Here is an 18,679-nt window from a genome sequence, read left to right as displayed (position 1 = left end):
ACTGGACTTAATTAACTGAAAAAGAGTTGACGACGTTTGCAAATAAACTACGCACTTTGGGCCATCGTTGCTCGGTAGTGGAAGCGTTTAATGTGTAAAGCCGACCATTGCTCACCACTACACTAGCGAGATTGTGCCGTTGTTGGTTGTTGGGCAACTGCACTGCATATTCCAAGGTGTAATAGGTTTTGCCATTGAACTCGCGGGAATCGGCGGTGACCAGTTCGGCTTTGCGCTTAGACCCTGTGGGAGCGATCGCACTTTTGGAGAGTTGATAGCCAACTTCACCCGGACTGCCTAAATCCTGTAGCGTTTTCTGGTTGGGGACAGGATTGATCACAATGCTGACGTTCTCAGTCGGCTCAATCAAATCGTGCAGCACGACATCTGGACCGTTGGTGACTTTAACTTCGCTCCAACCGAGTGGATACAGAAATTGGTAACCATCAATGCTGTCCACATAGCTAGTCATGCCGCTGGTGGCTGAAGCAGCACAACCAGAGAGGCTGAGACATAAAACGATCAAGAGTGCTGCGATTTTTCTCAGCATTGCCATACCCTTCCCCGATGTACTAACCAAAGAGTCCGTGAAGTTAACTCAAGAACTTACTGGCTCCGTGGTTTTGTGCCTTTATTGTCTCATTTAGGGGGAATTCGGCAGCAGGAAGTACTGCCAGGATAAATTGTTTAGCCACAACTGCCACAATCACAACTGCCATAGTCACCCCCGCTACAATCGCAGCTAGAGCAGTCTAGACCAGAGCCGCAATCCAGGTCAGCGCAATTGGCCTGCTCTCCCCATTTAAAGTTCATGCAATCGGCACAATCAATGCGTGAGTAGGGCTCGGCGCAATCAACACAGGACAGTAACCCGTCTACTCCATAACAGTCGTTTTGTGGCTGGGAGCCGCGATCGCGCCTTTTCTCTTCTCCCTCTTGCTCGATCTTGCTGGCCGCTTGTAGTCTGCAATGGTTTCTCCGAGCTTGCAAAATCTGGTTAGCAACCTTGCATTCAGCGAAGCGCGATCGCGTGGCTGGAATGGCAGTCCACAAGCCTTGCTCTAGAATCACCCGCTTCACATATTGTGAGCAGGATTCACCTCCATGCAGCACCCGATGGGCACAGGAGAAGCCTTTGCGGGGGGAGAGATGTTTTTGGTACCCAGCGATCGCACTGGCCGCTGCTTGACGAAGCCAAAGATCAGGGATTGACGTTTCCATTGCAGGCGAATTCCAACTCAGAAGCTCAAGGAATTGATACAGGCAGCAGTGTCAGCCTATACCAGGACTATGAAATAGCTACTGTAGAATTCATCAGAGTTGTGCAGGGTTCCAGGCAGACTTGCAAATCTTTATCGCAGCTTCTGCGCCGTGCGGAGAATTTGCCCTGCCAAAACTGCTGCGCCGAAACCATTGTCAATATTCACCACACCAATCCCAGCGGCACAGGAGTTGAGCATGGTGAGCAAAGCAGCTAAGCCATTGAAACTAGCGCCATAGCCAATACTGGTAGGCACAGCGATCACGGGGCAGTCGGTCAAACCTCCGACCACGCTGGGTAAGGCTCCTTCCATGCCTGCCACCACAATCAACACGTCTGCTTCTGCGATCGCCTGACGGTTACTGAGTAAACGGTGAATCCCTGCGACTCCCACATCCCAAAACCGCTTGACTTGGAAACCAGACAGTTCGGCGGTGATGGCGGCTTCTTCAGCCACAGGCAGATCGGCTGTACCCGCTGACAGCAAACCAATCGTCCCATAATGGCGAGGCTCTAAGCGAGCAGGTGCCAAGGCACAAATCCGCGCCATTGCGTAGTAACGCAATTCTGGAATCTGCTCTCGCAATTGAGCGTACACACCAGGTTCGATCCGAGTTGCCATCACCACCGGATTGCGATCGCGCATTACCTTGATAATTTCAATAATTTGCTCTGGGGTTTTGCCCGGACCCCAAATTACCTCAGGGAAGCCTGTTCGTAAGGTGCGGTGGTGATCAATGCGAGCAAAATCCTCAACAGGTTCAAAATCAAAATGCTTAAGTTTTTCTAGGGCTGAGTCAGGGCTGACTTCACCATGAGCTACAGCTTGCAGGAGGAGACGGATGGCTTCGGGTTGGGTCACAGGATTCAGGATTAGTTAATCTTTGTTGTCTTCAATTTTAAGTTCTGCGATATTCCACAATCCCCAACTGGGTAAACCTGTGTACTGAATTCCCTGGATGCGATCGCGCACTGCCACGATGGCAATTTCATTCACCAGGTAAATCACGGGCAATTGCTCCTGCACAATCCGCTGAAAATCGCCGTAAATCGCTTTGCGCTTGGTTTCGTCTAGCTCTCTGGCACCAGCAGTATACAGGCGATCGATTTCTAACTCCCAATCTTTCGGTTGCCAGCCTTGAATCGGTGGTTGCCCTGGCTGTTGCTTCAGGTTTAAGGAATGCGACCCACCACTACTCAGCCACAGATTCGCCGCTCCGTGGGGTTCAATGCCGCCCGTAAACCCGATCATGTGGGCTTCCCAATCTCGCGAGCTAGAAACTTTATCCAGCAGAGTGTTGAAGCTAATTGGAGTGAAATCAACTTGAATGCCAATAGCAGCTAGGTCTTGCTTGATCTGCGCTCCCATTGCGACTCGCTGACGATTTTCTGCGTTAGTGAGCAATGTAAAACGGATTGGGTGGTTTTCCGCATCAAGCAACTGGCCTTGGGCGTTGTACTTAAAGCCTGCGCTTTTCAAGAGCTGTCGCGCTTTTTGCAGATTGTAATCGTAGGTTTTTAGCCCTTCTTGGGGTGAGAGATAGTAAGGGCTTTGCACCGAAATGGGCGAATCCTGTAACTCGCTAATACCCCGAAACAGGTTGTTATTCATGCGTGGGCGATCGATGGCGTGGGCGATCGCCTGCCGAAAGGCCAAGGTATTGAACCACTTAGACTTGATTGGGTCCACAAAGGGCCGATTATTTTTGTCTCTCGCTTCCGTCAGGTTAAAGGTGAGATAGGTAGTGCCTGACCAAGGGCCACCATTGTAAAGCTTAAATTTGCCCCGCTTTTCTTCCCGTTTTAACAACGAAAAATACTCTGGGCGTAGAGGTCGCACATCGCCCATCACATCCAAATCGCCAGAGCGGAATCGGAGCAGTTGAGTGTCGGTGTTTTCGATAAATTGCCAAACAACGCGCTCGATATAGGGTAGGGCTTGGCCTTGAGGATCGCGCCGCCAGTAGTAAGGGTTGCGACGAAACACAATCCGCTGTCCCGAAACGTAACTTTCGACTTGGTAGGGACCGTTGACGACTAGTTGCTTGGGATTGGTGGCTGTACTCCAAGTGGAAATGAACTGGGGGTTGCCATCGGAACTGAGTGTCTGCACCGATCGCTCTAAAGCATGTTTAGGCAAAATCGGCGCACCATCATGCCCCGCCAGCGATCGCAGCAATGGCGCAAACGGTTCGGGCAAAATAAATTCCACCCGGCGGTCGTCTAGTTGCCGTACCTGCGGGAAAGCTCGGTTAACACCAATCCGTAAGCTATCAGCGTAATCCGTGGGGATTTCTGGGTTGAAGATGACCTGCTGAAAGGTAAAGACGACATCTGCCGCCGTCAGCGGTTGACCATCCGACCATTGCAGGTTTGGCCTTAAGTTGAAGATTACCCGCTGTTTATTAGCTGAAATGCTCCAAGATTCTGCCAGAGCAGGTTCTACCTCACCCGTCACCCCGTTTTCTCGCAGCAGATGCTCCTCGGTAAAGAGAAACACATTGGGAAATTCTTGGTTAAAGGTGGGATTAAACGTTTTGGGATCGCTCAAGGATGTCAGAATTAATTGCGGCACTTGGGCGGCAGCAGTGCGGAACTCCGTTGGACGGCACCCAGTTAAGAGTAGAGAGGGCGCGATCGCCAAACTCAATACCAGCAGGACAGAGAGCCAACGACGGAGCAATTTCATCCCAAAAGAAATAGCGGTCATGGAGACGTTGCAAAGCTTTTCCGCATCATAAACCGCTATGTTGTTTGTGTCCGAATGATGGCTAATTCTGAACAAACTACTCGCTTAACTTGAGTTCATAAATGTTCCAGAGGGAGCCACCCAAAGCCGTAAATTTCACCCCTTCAACGCGATCGCGTACTGCCGACAATGACAGTGGATTGACCAGATAAATCACAGGCACTTGCTCCTGAGTAATCTGCTGCGTTTTTGCATAAATAGCTTTGCGCTTGGCCTCGTCTAGCTCTTGAGCACCTTGGATATAAAGGCGATCGATTTCTTTTTCCCACTCCGTTATTTCCCAACCCTGAATGGGAGGTTGTCCCGGTGATGGACCTTGATTGAAGCTGTGTAATCCGCCTTGGCTTAACCATACGTTCGCGCCATCGTTAGGTTCTACCCCTCCGGTTAAGCCCAAAAGATAGCAGTCCCAATCTCTGGTCGTGGAGAGTTTTTCCACCAACGTGTTGAAGTTAATCGGATTGAAATCTACTTGAATGCCAATCTTCTGGAGGTCTTGCTTTACCTGTGCCCCCATTGCCTCCCGAATTTTGTTGCCAGAGTTAGTAATCAAAGTGAATCGCACCGGATGGCCTTCGGCATCTTGCAACTGTCCCTGGGCGCTGTATTTGAACCCCGCCCCTCGCAATAACTGTTTGGCTTTTTCGGGATTGTAGTTATAAACCTTCAACCCTTCCTCAGCCGAGAGATAGTAGGGGCTTTGCAATGAGATGGGAGAGTTCTGCGGCTGACCGATTCCCCGAAAGGTGTTGTTGATCATGGTTTGGCGATCGAGCGCATAGGCAACTGCCTGCCGAAATGCCAGGGTATTAAACCACTTGGACCTAATCGGGTCTACAATCGGGCGACCATCTGCCCGCCGAGCTTTATTGAGATTAAAAGAAATAAAGTTGGTGCCTGCTGCGGGACCGCCATTGTAAATTGTGAACTTGCCACGCTTTTCTTCTCCCTTCAGCAGCGAGAAATTTTCGGGCTGAACTCCTAAAGCATCTAAGCCCCCAGAGCGAAACTGAAGCAGTGAGGTATCGGTAGACTCAACAATCTGCCAAATAAAGCGCTCAATATAGGGCAGCGCGTTGCCCTGAGCATCCTTACGCCAGTAATGAGGGTTGCGCTGAAAAATCACTCGCTGACTAGGAACATAGCCTGCCAGCATATAAGGACCATTGGCAATAATCTTGCTGGGATCTGTATCCACGCCCCAAGTCGATAAGAACTTGGGATTGCCATCTGAACCTAGGGTTTTAACAGAATCAATCAGAGCGTGACGAGGTAGAATCGGCAAACCAGTGATGCGGAGGAACGGCGCAAACGGTTCTGGTACTGTAAATTCAATCTGGCGATCGCTCAGCTTGCGAACCGTTGGTAAGGCCCCGCTCTCGCCTATTCGCAAAACATCCCTCGTATCAGTGGGGATTTTTTCGTTGAAGTAGAGGTCGTTGTAAGTAAACGTAATGTCGTCTGCTGTCAGAGGTGCTCCATCTGACCACTTCAAGCCCTCACGGAGGGTAAAGACAATCCGCCGCTTATCCTCCGAAATCTCCCAAGATTCCGCTAGAGCTGGCTCAATTTCACTGTTGCCGTTTTCGGTGACCAACCCTTCGTAAATATAGGTGAAAACGTTAGGAGCTTCTTGGTTGAGGGGATAGTTAAAAGTTTTGGGATCACTGAGGGTGCTAACCACAATCTGAGGCACCTGGGCTGCTTCAGTCTTAAAGTTGGTAGGATTGCAAGCACTTAGGGCGATCGCCAACATAGCGATCAAGGCAACTAAACCCCAACGACGCAGCGGTACAGTCAAAAAAGCAGCAGAGAACATGTTGCACGAACATCAAGCTTCTTTGCCATCATAGATCTCAATTTCTCTGAAGTAGGTAGGTGAAGCTAAAAGTCAGATTTTCCGGCTGAAGTTTGCTTGAGGCTACCTAACGATGTGGCTGGTTTAGCGCCAGTAAGGGCGGCCTCGCCAAAATACCCCCACAATGAAGCCCATAAACAGCGTTTCTCCAGGATTGACTAGGATGGCTGGCAACGGAATGAATGAGCGAACCAGTGATCCCAAAATCAAACACAGCACTAATGCCCACAGCACGCCAGCGTTGATGGATACTTGTTGCCATTTTGTTTCTAGTAGGAAAACTGCTAACCCTCCGATGCCAATGCCAGCAGCCACCTGCATAATCACTACCCAAGGTGGACTAAATAAAGCGTTTAAGACCGCTCTGAGCAAACCCACTTGGGTGTAACCCATTCCTAAGGCCACTTCTATCACTGCCACGATCGCTAAAGTGGCAAGTGTCAGTAAGGCGAGCGATCGCCAAGGCAAAAACTTTAAGCGGCGCAATGGATCGAACATGTTTAAAAGGGCAGCTAATTGCCTCGATTCTACTTGCTACGTTGCTTGCTGCAATAGTACGACTGCATAAGAGGAAATCCCTTCCTCTCGGCCTTCTGGACCTAGCTTCTCGTTGGTTGTGGCTTTGATACCCACTTGATTGGGGTTGAGTTCTAAAACAGTGGCAAGGCGATCGCGCATGGCGGAGATGTGGGGTTTGAGCTTGGGCCGCTCTGCCACAATCACCGAGTCAATATTGCCAATTTGCCAACCTTCGTTCCGAATTAATTGATGCACTTGCTCTAGCAGCTTCAGGCTGTCGGCCCCCGCCCATTGGGGATCGGATGGGGGAAAGTAAAAGCCAATGTCGCCCAAGCTGAGCGCCCCTAGCATGGCGTCCATAATGGCGTGGGTGAGCACATCGGCATCACTATGGCCCAGTAAACCGAGTTCGTGGGGAATGTTGACACCACCCAGAATTAAGGCTCGTCCCTCCACAAGGCGGTGAATGTCGTAGCCGTTGCCAATGCGAATATTCATGAACTCTGCGATCGCTGCATTAAGCAATCTGCATCATCTCGGTGTCTTCAGTCAACAAGTGTTGCCAACAGGTGTTGTTAAAAATGCTTGGCTTCAAGGTTTGGAACGAACAACATCTCTCAGGGTAGTTTCGCCATTAAATTGAGCCAATGCAGTATTGTGTGTTGTAAAAGTGGCGGCGCGATCGTTGGCTACTCGGTAACTACAGCAGATTTGAAATATGAATCCTCTGAGAAGTAGGGTACATCGCTTGATTGATCAACTGTCGGATGAGGAGATAGAAAGCATATGGCCAGTATTAGAAGCGCTTTATTACGATTTTTATATGCTCCGGGCGATCGAAGAATCGAAGCAAACCCTGCAACCCGGTGACACGCTCACTCGTGAAGAAGCGTTGCGATCGCTGCCTTTGCTGTGAAAAACGTTGTAATCCAATGCTGTGGCAGCGCCAACATGCGTGAATTACCACTAAAGAGTAGATTGCATAAACCTTTGAAGCTGGAAATTCGTTACGAGAGGTCTTTTCTCTTAGACCTAAAAGAGCTAGAGCCGACTGTGTATCAGCAGGTGTGCCAATTTGTCTTTGTGGAGTTTTTACAGATAACGCAATTACAAGACTTGCCAGAACTTCGACAAATGGGTTCTAGAGCAATTTTCTATCGGTTCACCCTCGATCATCACTTCGTCGGCATCGAAGTCACAGGTCAAATTATTAAGTTTCTGCGTATCCTTCCAAAGCCGAATGTTTAGAGGACTCAGACAGACTTTAAACTCCATCGGTAAACTGATGAATGGTAAAGACAATAGGTGGAAATACTGTTTATGGATGCCGCTGCACTTTGGCAACGTTACCAAGACTGGCTTTACTACCACGAGGGCTTGGGATTTTATCTAGATATCAGCCGCATGCGGTTTGATGATGCCTTCGTCGCAGCACTACAGCCTAAGTTTGAGCGGGCCTTTCGGGACATGGCTGAGCTAGAAAAAGGCGCGATCGCCAACCCGGATGAAAATCGCATGGTGGGGCATTATTGGCTCCGCGACCCCGACTTAGCTCCCACAGCGGAACTCAAACAAGACATTGTAGAAACGCTAGGGCAGATTGAAGCGTTTACTCAAAAAGTTCATAGTGGGGCTATTCGTCCCCCCCAAGCTGAAAAATTCACCGATGTCCTTTCCATCGGGATCGGGGGTTCGGCATTAGGGCCGCAGTTTGTTGCCGCAGCACTAGCACCAGATTTTCCGCCCCTCAACCTTCACTTCATTGACAACACCGATCCCGCAGGCATCGATCGCGTCTTGACTCAGCTTCAAGATCGGCTCTCTAGCACGCTGGTAATTACGATTTCCAAGTCTGGCGGTACCCCAGAAACACGTAATGGCATGCTGGAAGTGCAAAAAGCCTACAACGACCAAGGGCTGAACTTTCCGCAATATGCGATCGCTATTACAGGGCAAGATAGCAGCTTAGATAAACTCGCTAAGTCAGAAGAGTGGTTAGCCACTTTTCCCATGCACGACTGGGTCGGCGGACGCACCTCCGAGCTTTCGTCAGTCGGCTTGCTACCTGCGGCCCTGCAAGGAATTGATATCCGCACGATGCTAGAGGGTGCGAAAGAGATGGATGCTGCGACTCGTATCGCCAGCCTTAAAAGTAATCCAGCCGCTCTCCTAGCTCTGGCGTGGTATTACGCCGGGAATGGTCGAGGCGAAAAAGACATGGTAGTGCTGCCCTACAAAGACAGCCTGCTGCTGTTTAGTCGCTACCTGCAACAGCTAGTCATGGAATCTCTTGGCAAAGAGAAAGACTTAAACGGTCAAGTGGTGCATCAGGGGATTGCCGTTTATGGCAATAAAGGCTCGACCGATCAGCATGCCTATGTGCAGCAGTTGCGCGAAGGCGTAGCCAATTTCTTCGTTACCTTCATTGAAGTACTGCGCGATCGCCAAGGCCCTTCTGTAGAAGTTGAACCCGGCGTGACCTCAGGTGATTACCTTTCTGGTTTGCTGCAAGGCACTCGCCGCGCCCTCTACGAAAACCAGCGGGACTCCATCACCGTTACTATTCCCCAAGTTGATCCCTACAACGTTGGAGCCTTGATTGCCCTGTACGAAAGAGCTGTGGGTTTCTACGGCTTTCTCGTCAACGTCAACGCTTACCATCAGCCCGGTGTAGAAGCAGGCAAAAAAGCCGCCGCTTCCGTACTTGACCTGCAAAAACAAGTGGTCGAGGCGTTGCAACAATCTGGTCAACCTCTGTCTTTACAGGCGATCGCTGAGAAAGCAGGTGCCCCAGACCAAATCGAGTCCATCTACAAAATCGTCCGCCACCTAGCCGCCAACCAACGCACCGTCACCCTCCACGGCAACCCTGCCCAACCTAACCAACTAACCGTCTCAGCCCTCTAACCCCTTAACTTACATTCTTCAATTCTTTTCCCTATAGCGCCCGTACCTACGTTCCTGACCTGATATAGCAATCCTAAATAGGGTGGATGGAGGGGTGTGCTTCTCCAACCCGTCAATTTCATAAATCATTTAGGATTGCCATATAAAAAAGCCCACTATTAAAGTTAGTGGGCTTTTTAGCTAAATCAATGGATAAATCTTTGAAGTTAAACTAGCAGACCAAGCAGATTCAACACTGCTCAGGCTACCTATTTCTGACCGCCGACAACTTGTTGTTTCAGCACATCAATTTCTTGAGATAGCTCTTGGCGATTCTCAACCTTCAATAGATATCTGTAAACAAACCAAGCTGAGTAACCAATTCCAACTAGTTCAAAAGTAGGAGCCAGAAGAGGGATATCGTTGATCGCGTCTAAAATCGCTAGGGTGATCTTGACAGTAACAATGCCCCCAAACAGAAGGCCTAAGTTAATCAGAAGGCGCTGATTCTGATTAAAGAAATCTGATAGCAGATCGGGCAACTGTCCTAAATAGTAAGAAACGCGATCGCCAATTTGTGACCATTGCTCAGAAGACTGAGACTGCTGATGAGGTTGAACAACGAGCGGAGCAGGTTCAGTAGAAGTTACTTCAATGTCTGCTCTACCTTCTACGTCAGCAAACTCAGGGGTGCTGGAATCAGTATAATCAGATGTTTTCAGTTCGGGATTCATATGAATATCTCGAGAACGACAACCTGGGTAATATAGCTTTGGGAAGCTCCAACTAACGGCAGACAGTAGCAGAGTTAGAGAACTGTTTTTGCTAGTTTTCAAACATATCTGACACTAAAGCAGAGCTTCACAAATTGCAAGATAGTTAACAACTGCGACTTCAAAATTCGTTAAGTAAAGTTTCAGTTAAACGATTGCTTACAGCATCCCATAAGACTAGAATCAGAAATTTCTGCCTGAATCTGTCTTAGGTTGGGTTGTTTGGGAAGATGACTCTATTGGCGCTAAGTGACGGTATCACGGGTGATGGGCGCATCCAGTATGATGATTTGGCCGCAGCGAGTAAGCCTGCTACGCGAGTTAGCTCGATGAACCTTACAGTTGAGCGCCAGAATTAAGTCAACTGTATATTCTGCGCTCGCATCAGGAAAGCAAGCGCTCGGACTATTGTTAAGCTAAGTCTCTCCGCACTGGTAAATCTACATGGTTAAAGCCAGCATTATATGGAGCGATGATTGCCGCTCGTGACCATGTAGATCGTTAGCAGTTGCTAGAAATGCTTGGTCCTAGATTTTGCTGCTGAAGAACCGTAACCTTCATCCAGCAAGACCTAACAGTGAATAGAACCTAAAACGAAAAGTTTTCTTCATCGTCAATTCTGACATCCCAATTAGCAGACAGTACCTCGGCCACGACTGCTTCTAGGGCGGCGGCATTTAAGGTGCGGGTAGTTTGCTCTTGCAGAGGATTGGAGACTGGAATCAACCGGAGTTGTCTTGAATCTTGAATTAAATCAAAACAAGGTTCCTGTTCAGCTGATTTCTTAAGTTCTAAATAATCGAAGCTACAGACGTTCAGATACAGGGCATGATTGGCGACTAAGGTTGATTGTTGAGGATCGGCAAAAACCTCTAATACGCACCCTTCCCCTTCGCTGAGGAGGTTGTCATCTTGGGTGTAGATATAGCGAACTCGACCCAAGTCAGCTAGCAGCCGCTGCATGTCTTGTTTACTCACAATGATGCCAGTGTCAACAATGCAGGGCGCTGGCAACCTCATATCTCTAGGCAGGGGATCATGACTCATGGGAAACAGCCTCAAATGGGCCTTATAGCGGGATGCAGTGATCAAATTTGACGGTAGAACTTGGCAAGGATTGGGCAACCAAGGCTGGTTAACCAAAGTCAGAGAAGTTCTCAAGAGGCGCTAATGGGACGACTTCAGGACAGCTAACCCCTGAGAGGGTAATCGCTGGATGTAGAAAATGGTTGTGTACGAAACAATCTTAGCTCAAGATTTTCGGTTCGCTACTAACAAAATTTCAGGGGATGGACTGGTCTGACCTAGTTTAGCAACACCCTCTTGAGTGATTGATTAATATATTTCACTTTAATAAATCTATGCCTGTTTTAAGGCTGAGACTGGACCAGTTATAGATTCGGTCGCTGACCTAGCTGCACCGGGTAGATGGTGTTAAGGAATTGGGCACAGAGGCAAGATTTAGGCTGTTCTTTAATTGTGCTTGGTCTAGTAAGGTATGAGTTCGGTCAAAAGGCTGAAAATCTGCTCTCAAGCATCAGCTATCTGATTGGGAGCATTGGAGAGCAAGGGCTGTGGCACAAGTAAAGCAGAGTGAGAAAGCTATGAGAATTGGTTCTAGAGTCGCAGCGGCGATCGCCTTCTATACCTGTTTACCTGTTCCTCCGACTTGGGCGTTGGAGTTTCAGGGTGTAGCTCGTCTCGCGCCTTACATAGGGTTGCTAATCGGAGGGCTGTTGGGCGCGTTGAATCTGGGGCTACAGGCGATCGCGATGCCCGTTTTGACTCGCAGTGCCTTGATTGTAGTGACTTGGATGGCTGTGACAGGGGGCTTGCATTTAGATGGAGCAATGGACACCGCCGACGGCTTGGCAGTTTTAGACCCAGAACGTCGGCTGGAGGTAATGGCGGATAGTCGCTCTGGAGCTTTTGGGGTAATGGCGGCGATCGCGCTCGTCTTGCTCAAAACCGCAGCTTTGAATGACTTAGAAGGGGATCGATGGCTGGCTTTAATGGCGGCGGCAGGTTGGGGCCGTTGGGGACAACTCGTGGCGATCGCCCGTTACCCTTACCTCAAACCCACGGGGAAAGGAGCCTTTCACAAGCAAGCCATTCGTTCGCTCTGGGAGGCAGTGCCTAGCTTATTTTTGTTGTTCAGCCTGAGTGGGCTACAAGTCTTGCTCAATCCAGCTCACTGGCCTGTTGCTTTGGGGATGGCTACGGGAGGCATTGCGATCGCTTGGCTAACTGGCACATGGTTCAACCACAAGCTCGGCGGTCATACGGGTGATACGTACGGAGCCACCGTGGAGTGGACCGAAGCTGGTTTACTATGCTTACTTGCTGGACTCTAACTAATTTTGAGCAACGCCTTGAGTGACTAAGCTAGCAGCTTGTTTGATCGGAATCTCAACCCAAAATTTAGTGCCTTCTCCTAAGAACGATTCACACCAAATTTGCCCTTGATGCTTCGCTGTGACAATTTGATAGCTGATCGACATGCCCATGCCTGTGCCCTTGCCAACAGATTTGGTCGTAAAGAAGGGATCAAAAATTCGCTGCTGCACCTCTGGAGTCATTCCTAAACCATTATCAGCAATACAAACGGCAATCCGATCTCTGCTCTGTTGGTGAGTAGTAATCCGAATCGTGCTGGGGGATTGCTGTAAGGTCGCTGTGTGGCTTTGGTTCTCCCGCTCTTCTAGAGAATCCAAAGCATTGCTAAGAATGTTCATAAATACCTGATTGAGCTGGCCCGCATAGCATTCTACGAGGGGCAACGGGCTGTATTCCTTAATGATTTCTATCGCAGGACGCTGAGAATTTGCCTTGCAGCGGTGTTGCAAAATCAATAGCGTGCTGTCAATGCCTTCATGAATATCTACAGGCTTGACTTCTGCGTGATCGAGGCGAGAAAAATTTCTGAGGGAGAGGACAATCTGCTGAATCCGGTTAGCCCCCATACGCATCGAGGTAAGAATTTTTAGCAGGTCTTCAGCCAAAAAATCGATATCAATTGTGTCTGCACAGTCGCTCACCTCTGGGTGCGGATGAGGGTAGTGTTTTTGATAAAGCTGAAGCAGTTGGAGCAAGTCTCGCGCATACTCGTTGGCATGGCTAATATTGCCAGAGATGAAGTTGACAGGGTTATTGATCTCATGAGCCACTCCAGCAACCAAACTGCCTAGAGCCGACATTTTCTCGTTTTGCACGAGTCGGAGTTGCGATTGTTGGAGTTGGTCTAAGGTGGTGGAGAGCTTGGCGGTGCGTTCGGCGACCCGTTGCTCTAGAAGTTCGTTGGATTTTTTTAGTTGGCCTTGTTCGCGAGCCTGTACCTGCCAGAGCACGACAATCATGGCTCCGGTCAACCCCACAATCACTAGGGCAATTACATTTAGCGATCGCAGTTGTGACTCAATATTTTCGCGTGGAATCACCAGTGCCACTGACCAATTGGCTTCTTTGAGGGGGAGGTAAGCGACATATTTCCAGGTGCCATCAATGGGAAATAGCTTGATTCCCTCTTGTTGGCTCACCATTTGTTGGGCGATCGCGGCTAAGCTTTTGTCCGCTGACTTTAGCAGGTTGGCAGAGGGCTGCTCCGATGTAAACATCAGCTCTGAGTTGGGATGTGCGATGACTTGTCCTTTTGAGTCAAGCGCAAAGGCATAGCTATTGTCGCCATAGTTAAGGCTGTCAACCACATAAGCAATACGGTCGAGCCGTACTAAATTATGAATTTCTCCGATGGGAGGACTGGTCGTATCCAAACCTCGTCGGATCGGAGTCGCCACTGAGATGGTGGGAATTTTGGCGGCTCGGCTGATGAGGGGATCACTGACATTGGTCTGTCCTGCCATTGCCTTTTGGAAGTACTCGCGATCTTTTACATTTGCAGGTTTCCCGCCGATCACTTGGCGCTGACCGTCAGCCTGGGCGATCGCAATGGCATAGACATCGTTAAAGCGCAAAACTTCAGTTTTCAAGTACGGTTCAGCGCTCGACCAATCCATTGATTTGACGACTGTGGTATTGGCCAGCGTCTCTATCTGAACTTTTAAAGTTGCCAGCCAGCGATCGATCTCGTCTACACCCTGCTCTACTTCCAAAAAAGCGTTTTGCTGCAAACTCTCCAACATCACATGGCGGACCAGTTGGTAGCTGTAATAGGCTCCTAAACTCACAATCAGGGTTGTGCCGCCAATCACCAGATTCATTAAATAACGTTGGGGCTTAAAGTATTTTCTAAAAATTTTCATAGTGCGCGGCAGCAGAGAATTGCTTATGACAGAGGGCGATCGCCGGGGAGAAGCGGTTGAGTCGGTAAATTGGCAAAGGTAATCTTGAACCACTTTTCCTGGAGGCGTTTAAGCTCTCCTTGGGTACGCAAATCATCCAAGAAACGGTTGAGGAGGTCGAGTAGAGCTTGATTGCCTTTTTTCACAGCCCAGGCTGCATAAGATTTACGGCTGACTCGCTCACCCAACTCAAAAATGGCGGGTTTTTCGCTGACCAATACCGACAGGGAGACAATGTTGTGGAGGACTGCATCCAGTTGCTGGTTCAGCAAATCTTGATAAGCCTGTGCGAAGCCGCGATACTGCTTAATTTGGCCCAGAGTGCCGCCCTGCTGCTTCAGTTGAGCGGCAAGGTCAGGGATGGCTGCTAGAGAAACTCCCCCTTGCTGGACTCCCAAAACTTTGCCTGAGAGGTCTGCAAGGGTTTTGATGGTGAGATCATCTTTGCGTTTGATGTAAGCAATGGTGGATTCGGCGATCGGCATGGTGAAGTCTAAAGTTTTGGCGCGCTCGTCGGTGATACCCACTGCGGTTAGGGCTAAGTCATACTTACCGTCCGCTACTCCCGGAAGAATGCCCTGCCAAGGCAGAATTTCTTGGCGAATCTCAAATGCAATGGTCTTTCTAAGCTGTGCTAATAACTCGTGATCGAAACCAATCGGCTTTTCGTTGACCAAAAACTCGAAAGGAGGATAGTCATCCTCGGTGGCAACTAGTAAATGTCCTCGTTGCTTGATTTGGGTCAGCAAAGCATTGCTGGCTTTGAGGGTTGAGCCGCTTTGTGGCGATTGAATACAACCATGAGCCGCTGATGTCAGTAGCATTCCTGCGCCAGCTTGAAGGAAAAATCGTCTCCGAATGGTCATACCTTCAAAGCCACAGCAACATCCTTTATCAAGGTTCCCTAGGGCTGTTTGTGACGCTCATCACTTTATTTTATAGAACCAGGATTTTGAGCACTCCTGCCAAAACTGTCATCGTATCAACAGGATTTATCGCTCCTAAGTCAATCTTTTGATTCAGTTGAGGTACTGCATGAACCTGTAAATATTCCCAATCCAACTCAATGTCTTGAAGATCGTTAGAGTTAGCAATCTCCATTCTGTTCTCCCGCAGCAGGATGCGATATTTGTAAGGCCACATTGGTAAACCAACTTTGTGCTCTTGCATCAAGAAATACATGTCCTGCTTGATGTTTTGCCACCACATGAGGCCACCCAAAGTAGTAATTGGTTTTCAGAAGGCCACGCTAACGCTCCTTGAGTGGGAAATGAGAAATTGCCAATTCAAACTAACTTGCTATTTGGTTTCCATCCAGTTCTTACCTGCATTAATTTCCACTAGAAGCGGCACGCTGAGTTGAACAGCAGTTTCCATAGTGGATTTAATTTGAGGTTTTAGTGACTTCCATTCTTCTGGAGGTAGTTCAAAGATCAATTCGTCGTGGACTTGTAGTAACAGATTGGCTTGATGAGAGCGGAGAATCTCGTGCAGTTTTGCCATCGCGATTTTGATGATGTCGGCGCTGGAGCCTTGGATTGGGGCATTGGCGGCAGCTCGCAGCAAACCTGCATCGTACTGACCAGGCCGCAAGCTATCAAGATCAATCTCTTCTGGTTTCCGACCGCGCAACTTCAATAAATTGTCGTTCGTAAAGTTGAAATAGCGCCGACGACCAAAAATAGTTTCAACATAGCCTCGCGCGATCGCCTGTTGTTGCATAGTTTGCAAATAGGCAAAAACTTTCGGGTAGCGTTGGTTAAAGCGATCGATAAAGAGCTTGGCTTCTGAGGCTTTCACGCCGGACTCACGGGCAAACCGTTGCGCTCCCATGCCGTAGATGACGCCGAAGTTGATGATCTTACCCAAGCGGCGTTCTTCGGAGGTGATGGTATCTTTTTCCAGCAACAACCGGGCAGTGAGGGTATGGACATCCTCATTGTTGCGGTAGGTTTCCACCAAAACAGGTTCTTGGCTGAGATGGGCCAGAATCCGCAACTCAATTTGGGAGTAATCAGCCGCCGCGAGGAGCCAGCCTTCCTCTGGAATAAAGGCTTTGCGAATTTGCCGACTAAAGGCAGTCCGAATTGGAATGTTTTGCAGGTTGGGGTTGGAGGAAGAAAGTCTGCCTGTGGTGGTGCCTGTTTGGTTGAAGTTGGTATGGACTCGATGCGTGTCGGGCCGCACTAGATTAGGCAGCGCATCGACATAGGTAGACTTGAGCTTGGACAGAGTCCGAGACTCCAACATGGCATCGACGACAGGGTGATCACCTTGCAGCTTTTCTAATGTGGCGGCATCCGTGGAGTAGCCTGTTTTAGTTTTGCGGGATTTTTTGCGATCGAGACCGAGTTTTTCGAATAGCAGCTCACTCAGTTGCTTCGGTGATCCAAGGTTGAATTTCTCACCCGCAGCTTCGTAGGCTCGGGCCTCGATCAAAGCTAGCTCTTTTTCCAGCGATCGCGAAAACTCCCGCAAATATTCCTGGTCGATGCGAACCCCACAATATTCCATCTCGGCTAACACGGGTTCCAGGGGTTGTTCGATCTCTAGCAGCAAGCGGTGTATTTCTGGAACGGGTGCTAACTCGTCTCGCAGCTTGGCAACCAGATGGAACGTAGTATAGACATCCATGCCGCAGTAGTTGGCGACGCTCGCAATATCAATATCTGCGATCGTTTGGCCTTTGGGAACCAGCTCGGTATAGCTTTGCGGTGTGATGCCCAGGTAACGGCGGCTTAAATCGGTCAAATTATGGCTGTTGTCTGGGTCAAGCACGTAGCTCGCCAGCATAGAGTCAAACACTACACCCGCTAGTTCAATGCCTTGACACCGGAACACCAGGCGATCGAATTTGGCGTTTTGTAGGGCTTTTGGGTATTTGGTGCTTTCTAGGAAGGGTCGTAATGCTTCTAAAACGGTGGCTTTATCCAGGTTGGCACCGGTTTTATGTCCTACGGGCAGATAAGCCATGTCACTTTCGCCTGCTCCCCAACAGCAACCGATGCCAACTAGTTCGGCGTCGCGTGGTTCTAAGTCACTGGTTTCGGTATCCCATGCCACAGGAGTCGCTGGATCGGTCAAGGCTTGTAACCGCTGTACCAGTTCGGCTAACTGCTCTGACGATTGAATAATTTGGGGGTAGATTAGGGCAGGGCCTTGCTTCTGCTGCTGAGCTGCATCGGTTTCCTCAGCACTGAAGAAAGCCAGATCCTCGCTTTCAAAGTCGGCGAGAAACGGGTTATTAGGAGTTCCTGTGGCGATCGCTGATGCAGCTTTGGCTCCGTCGGTTTCTGAGAAGTCGGGGGTGGCATCATTGTCAGCCTCTGCATCTGATCCTGCGCCGCCAAAGAGTTTTTGCAGTTGTAGCGTCTTCTTCATCAGAGACTGAAATTCTAGTTTTTCGAGCAATGGCACTACTGCTTCGCGATCGAACCCCTTGAGTTGGCAGTCTTCTAAGCTAATTTCCAAAGGCACATCCAGATGGATTTGGGCCATCCATTGCGAGTGCCGCGCCTCTTCCCGTCCTGCTTCCAGCTTTTGCTTTACGGCTCCCTTGATTTCGTCTAAGGAGGCATAGATCTGTTCTAAAGAGCCATAGGTACTCAGCAACTGCACCGCAGTTTTCGCGCCAATGCCCTTTACCCCTGGGATGTTGTCGGAAGAGTCTCCACAGAGGGCTTTGTAATCGACAACTTGGCTAGGTAAGACGCCCAATTTGGCTTGCACTTGCTCAGCGCCAAATTCGTTGGGGTGGCCAGTGGTGCCGCGGGCGAAAGGATTGCCCAGATGCAACACCTTGATTTTTTGATCGGGATCAATCAGTTGGAATAAGTCTTGGTCGCCACTCAAAATTTTGACGGGGTACCCCGCCGCACTAGCTCGCCGCGCTAATGTGCCAATCACATCGTCGGCTTCATAACCGGGAGCAGTGACCACGGGCAAGTTGAGGGCTTGGAGCAATTCCTTCAGGTTTTGCAAATCGGGCTTAAAATCTTCTGGCGTTTCTGGACGACCTGCCTTGTAGGTTTCGTCGGCATCGTGGCGAAACGTGGGCGCACTCAGGTCAAAGGCGATCGCCACATAATCTGGCTGCTCAGATTCCATCACTTCTAGCAACGCTTTGAGAAAGCCATAACTCACGCTCGTGGGAATGCCAGTGGACGTGCGTAACCCGCCATCTCGCCCTTTGGCGAAAGCAAAATACGAGCGAAAAGCTAAAGAGTGACCATCAATCAGAATCACCTTGGGGTGCTTTTCTGGGAGGGAATTGTGAGTAGACAAATCAGGAGCAGAAGTAGATTGAGCCATAGATCCCATTCTAGCGAGTTCCGC

The 18,679-nt window shown here is 49.4% G+C and carries 18 protein-coding genes; 5 read left to right on the top strand and 13 right to left on the bottom strand.

The window, feature by feature from the left end:
- Nucleotides 1-7: 7 nt before the first annotated feature.
- From psbP to ispF, 7 genes are all read right to left on the bottom strand, one after another.
- A complete protein-coding gene (gene psbP / locus H6F90_RS09430) occupies nt 8-550 on the bottom strand; it encodes a photosystem II reaction center PsbP (protein ID WP_190552225.1) in 543 nt (180 codons plus the stop codon).
- A gap of 137 nt (nt 551-687) precedes the next feature.
- Nucleotides 688-1,221, bottom strand: coding sequence for a membrane protein insertion efficiency factor YidD (yidD, locus tag H6F90_RS09425; RefSeq protein ID WP_190552222.1), 534 nt, complete (start codon nt 1,219-1,221; stop codon nt 688-690).
- Nucleotides 1,222-1,352: 131 nt separating this feature from the next.
- Nucleotides 1,353-2,123 (bottom strand): nickel pincer cofactor biosynthesis protein LarB, encoded by a 771-nt coding sequence (gene larB / locus H6F90_RS09420; RefSeq protein WP_190552220.1) that lies wholly within the window; start codon nt 2,121-2,123, stop codon nt 1,353-1,355.
- 15 nt (nt 2,124-2,138) lie between these two features.
- On the bottom strand, nt 2,139-3,971 hold the full coding sequence (locus H6F90_RS09415) for an ABC transporter substrate-binding protein (protein ID WP_242024397.1): 1,833 nt from the start codon (nt 3,969-3,971) through the stop codon (nt 2,139-2,141).
- 76 nt (nt 3,972-4,047) lie between these two features.
- Nucleotides 4,048-5,829: an ABC transporter substrate-binding protein gene (locus H6F90_RS09410; RefSeq protein WP_190552218.1), complete on the bottom strand. Its 1,782-nt coding sequence runs from the start codon at nt 5,827-5,829 to the stop codon at nt 4,048-4,050.
- Nucleotides 5,830-5,952: 123 nt separating this feature from the next.
- On the bottom strand, nt 5,953-6,366 hold the full coding sequence (locus H6F90_RS09405; RefSeq protein ID WP_190439366.1) for a peptide chain release factor 1: 414 nt from the start codon (nt 6,364-6,366) through the stop codon (nt 5,953-5,955).
- Nucleotides 6,367-6,402: 36 nt separating this feature from the next.
- On the bottom strand, nt 6,403-6,885 hold the full coding sequence (gene ispF, locus H6F90_RS09400) for a 2-C-methyl-D-erythritol 2,4-cyclodiphosphate synthase (RefSeq protein ID WP_190552216.1): 483 nt from the start codon (nt 6,883-6,885) through the stop codon (nt 6,403-6,405).
- A 220-nt stretch (nt 6,886-7,105) separates the two neighbouring features.
- Between ispF and H6F90_RS09395 the strand changes: the two genes are divergently transcribed.
- From H6F90_RS09395 to H6F90_RS09385, 3 genes are all read left to right on the top strand, one after another.
- Entirely contained in the window at nt 7,106-7,303 is a 198-nt protein-coding gene (locus H6F90_RS09395; protein WP_190439362.1) for a hypothetical protein, read from the top strand.
- 35 nt (nt 7,304-7,338) lie between these two features.
- On the top strand, nt 7,339-7,635 hold the full coding sequence (locus tag H6F90_RS09390; protein WP_199295808.1) for a cytotoxic translational repressor of toxin-antitoxin stability system: 297 nt from the start codon (nt 7,339-7,341) through the stop codon (nt 7,633-7,635).
- A 72-nt stretch (nt 7,636-7,707) separates the two neighbouring features.
- Nucleotides 7,708-9,294 (top strand): glucose-6-phosphate isomerase, encoded by a 1,587-nt coding sequence (locus H6F90_RS09385; protein WP_190552214.1) that lies wholly within the window; start codon nt 7,708-7,710, stop codon nt 9,292-9,294.
- 248 nt (nt 9,295-9,542) lie between these two features.
- On the opposite strand, the gene H6F90_RS09380 is transcribed toward H6F90_RS09385, so the two are convergent.
- Nucleotides 9,543-10,007, bottom strand: a complete 465-nt coding sequence (locus H6F90_RS09380) for a CAAD domain-containing protein (protein ID WP_190439356.1) — start codon at nt 10,005-10,007, stop codon at nt 9,543-9,545.
- A gap of 269 nt (nt 10,008-10,276) precedes the next feature.
- Between H6F90_RS09380 and H6F90_RS31110 the strand changes: the two genes are divergently transcribed.
- Entirely contained in the window at nt 10,277-10,405 is a 129-nt protein-coding gene (locus H6F90_RS31110; RefSeq protein WP_255524978.1) for a hypothetical protein, read from the top strand.
- A 229-nt stretch (nt 10,406-10,634) separates the two neighbouring features.
- Here the strand turns inward: H6F90_RS31110 and H6F90_RS09375 are convergent, their stop codons facing one another.
- Nucleotides 10,635-11,093, bottom strand: a complete 459-nt coding sequence (locus H6F90_RS09375; protein ID WP_190439354.1) for a hypothetical protein — start codon at nt 11,091-11,093, stop codon at nt 10,635-10,637.
- 557 nt (nt 11,094-11,650) lie between these two features.
- Here H6F90_RS09375 and cobS point away from each other — a divergent pair.
- The gene (cobS, locus tag H6F90_RS09370; RefSeq protein ID WP_190552212.1) at nt 11,651-12,400 is read left to right on the top strand and encodes an adenosylcobinamide-GDP ribazoletransferase; all 750 of its coding nucleotides are present in this window, start codon (nt 11,651-11,653) and stop codon (nt 12,398-12,400) included.
- On the opposite strand, the gene H6F90_RS29990 is transcribed toward cobS, so the two are convergent.
- The 4 genes from H6F90_RS29990 to polA all read right to left on the bottom strand — a co-directional run bounded on the left by H6F90_RS29990 (nt 12,401) and on the right by polA (nt 18,655).
- Complete coding sequence (locus H6F90_RS29990; RefSeq protein ID WP_370587981.1) at nt 12,401-14,398, bottom strand: ATP-binding protein; 1,998 nt, start codon at nt 14,396-14,398, stop codon at nt 12,401-12,403.
- Nucleotides 14,329-15,168 carry a transporter substrate-binding domain-containing protein gene (locus H6F90_RS09360; protein WP_242024396.1) on the bottom strand — a complete coding sequence of 280 codons (840 nt, stop codon included), beginning with the start codon at nt 15,166-15,168 and terminating at the stop codon, nt 14,329-14,331. Before H6F90_RS09360 ends, H6F90_RS29990 begins: the two co-directional genes overlap by 70 nt.
- A gap of 112 nt (nt 15,169-15,280) precedes the next feature.
- Nucleotides 15,281-15,553: a hypothetical protein gene (locus tag H6F90_RS09355; protein WP_199295807.1), complete on the bottom strand. Its 273-nt coding sequence runs from the start codon at nt 15,551-15,553 to the stop codon at nt 15,281-15,283.
- Between the two features lie 90 nt (nt 15,554-15,643).
- Nucleotides 15,644-18,655, bottom strand: a complete 3,012-nt coding sequence (polA, locus tag H6F90_RS09350; RefSeq protein ID WP_190552207.1) for a DNA polymerase I — start codon at nt 18,653-18,655, stop codon at nt 15,644-15,646.
- Nucleotides 18,656-18,679: the final 24 nt, after the last annotated feature.

Source organism: Trichocoleus sp. FACHB-591, from assembly GCF_014695845.1.
Classification (GTDB): Bacteria; Cyanobacteriota; Cyanobacteriia; order FACHB-46; family FACHB-46; genus Trichocoleus.
Note: the sequence above shows the minus strand (reverse complement) of the source record. Positions and strands in the feature narration are given on the sequence as shown.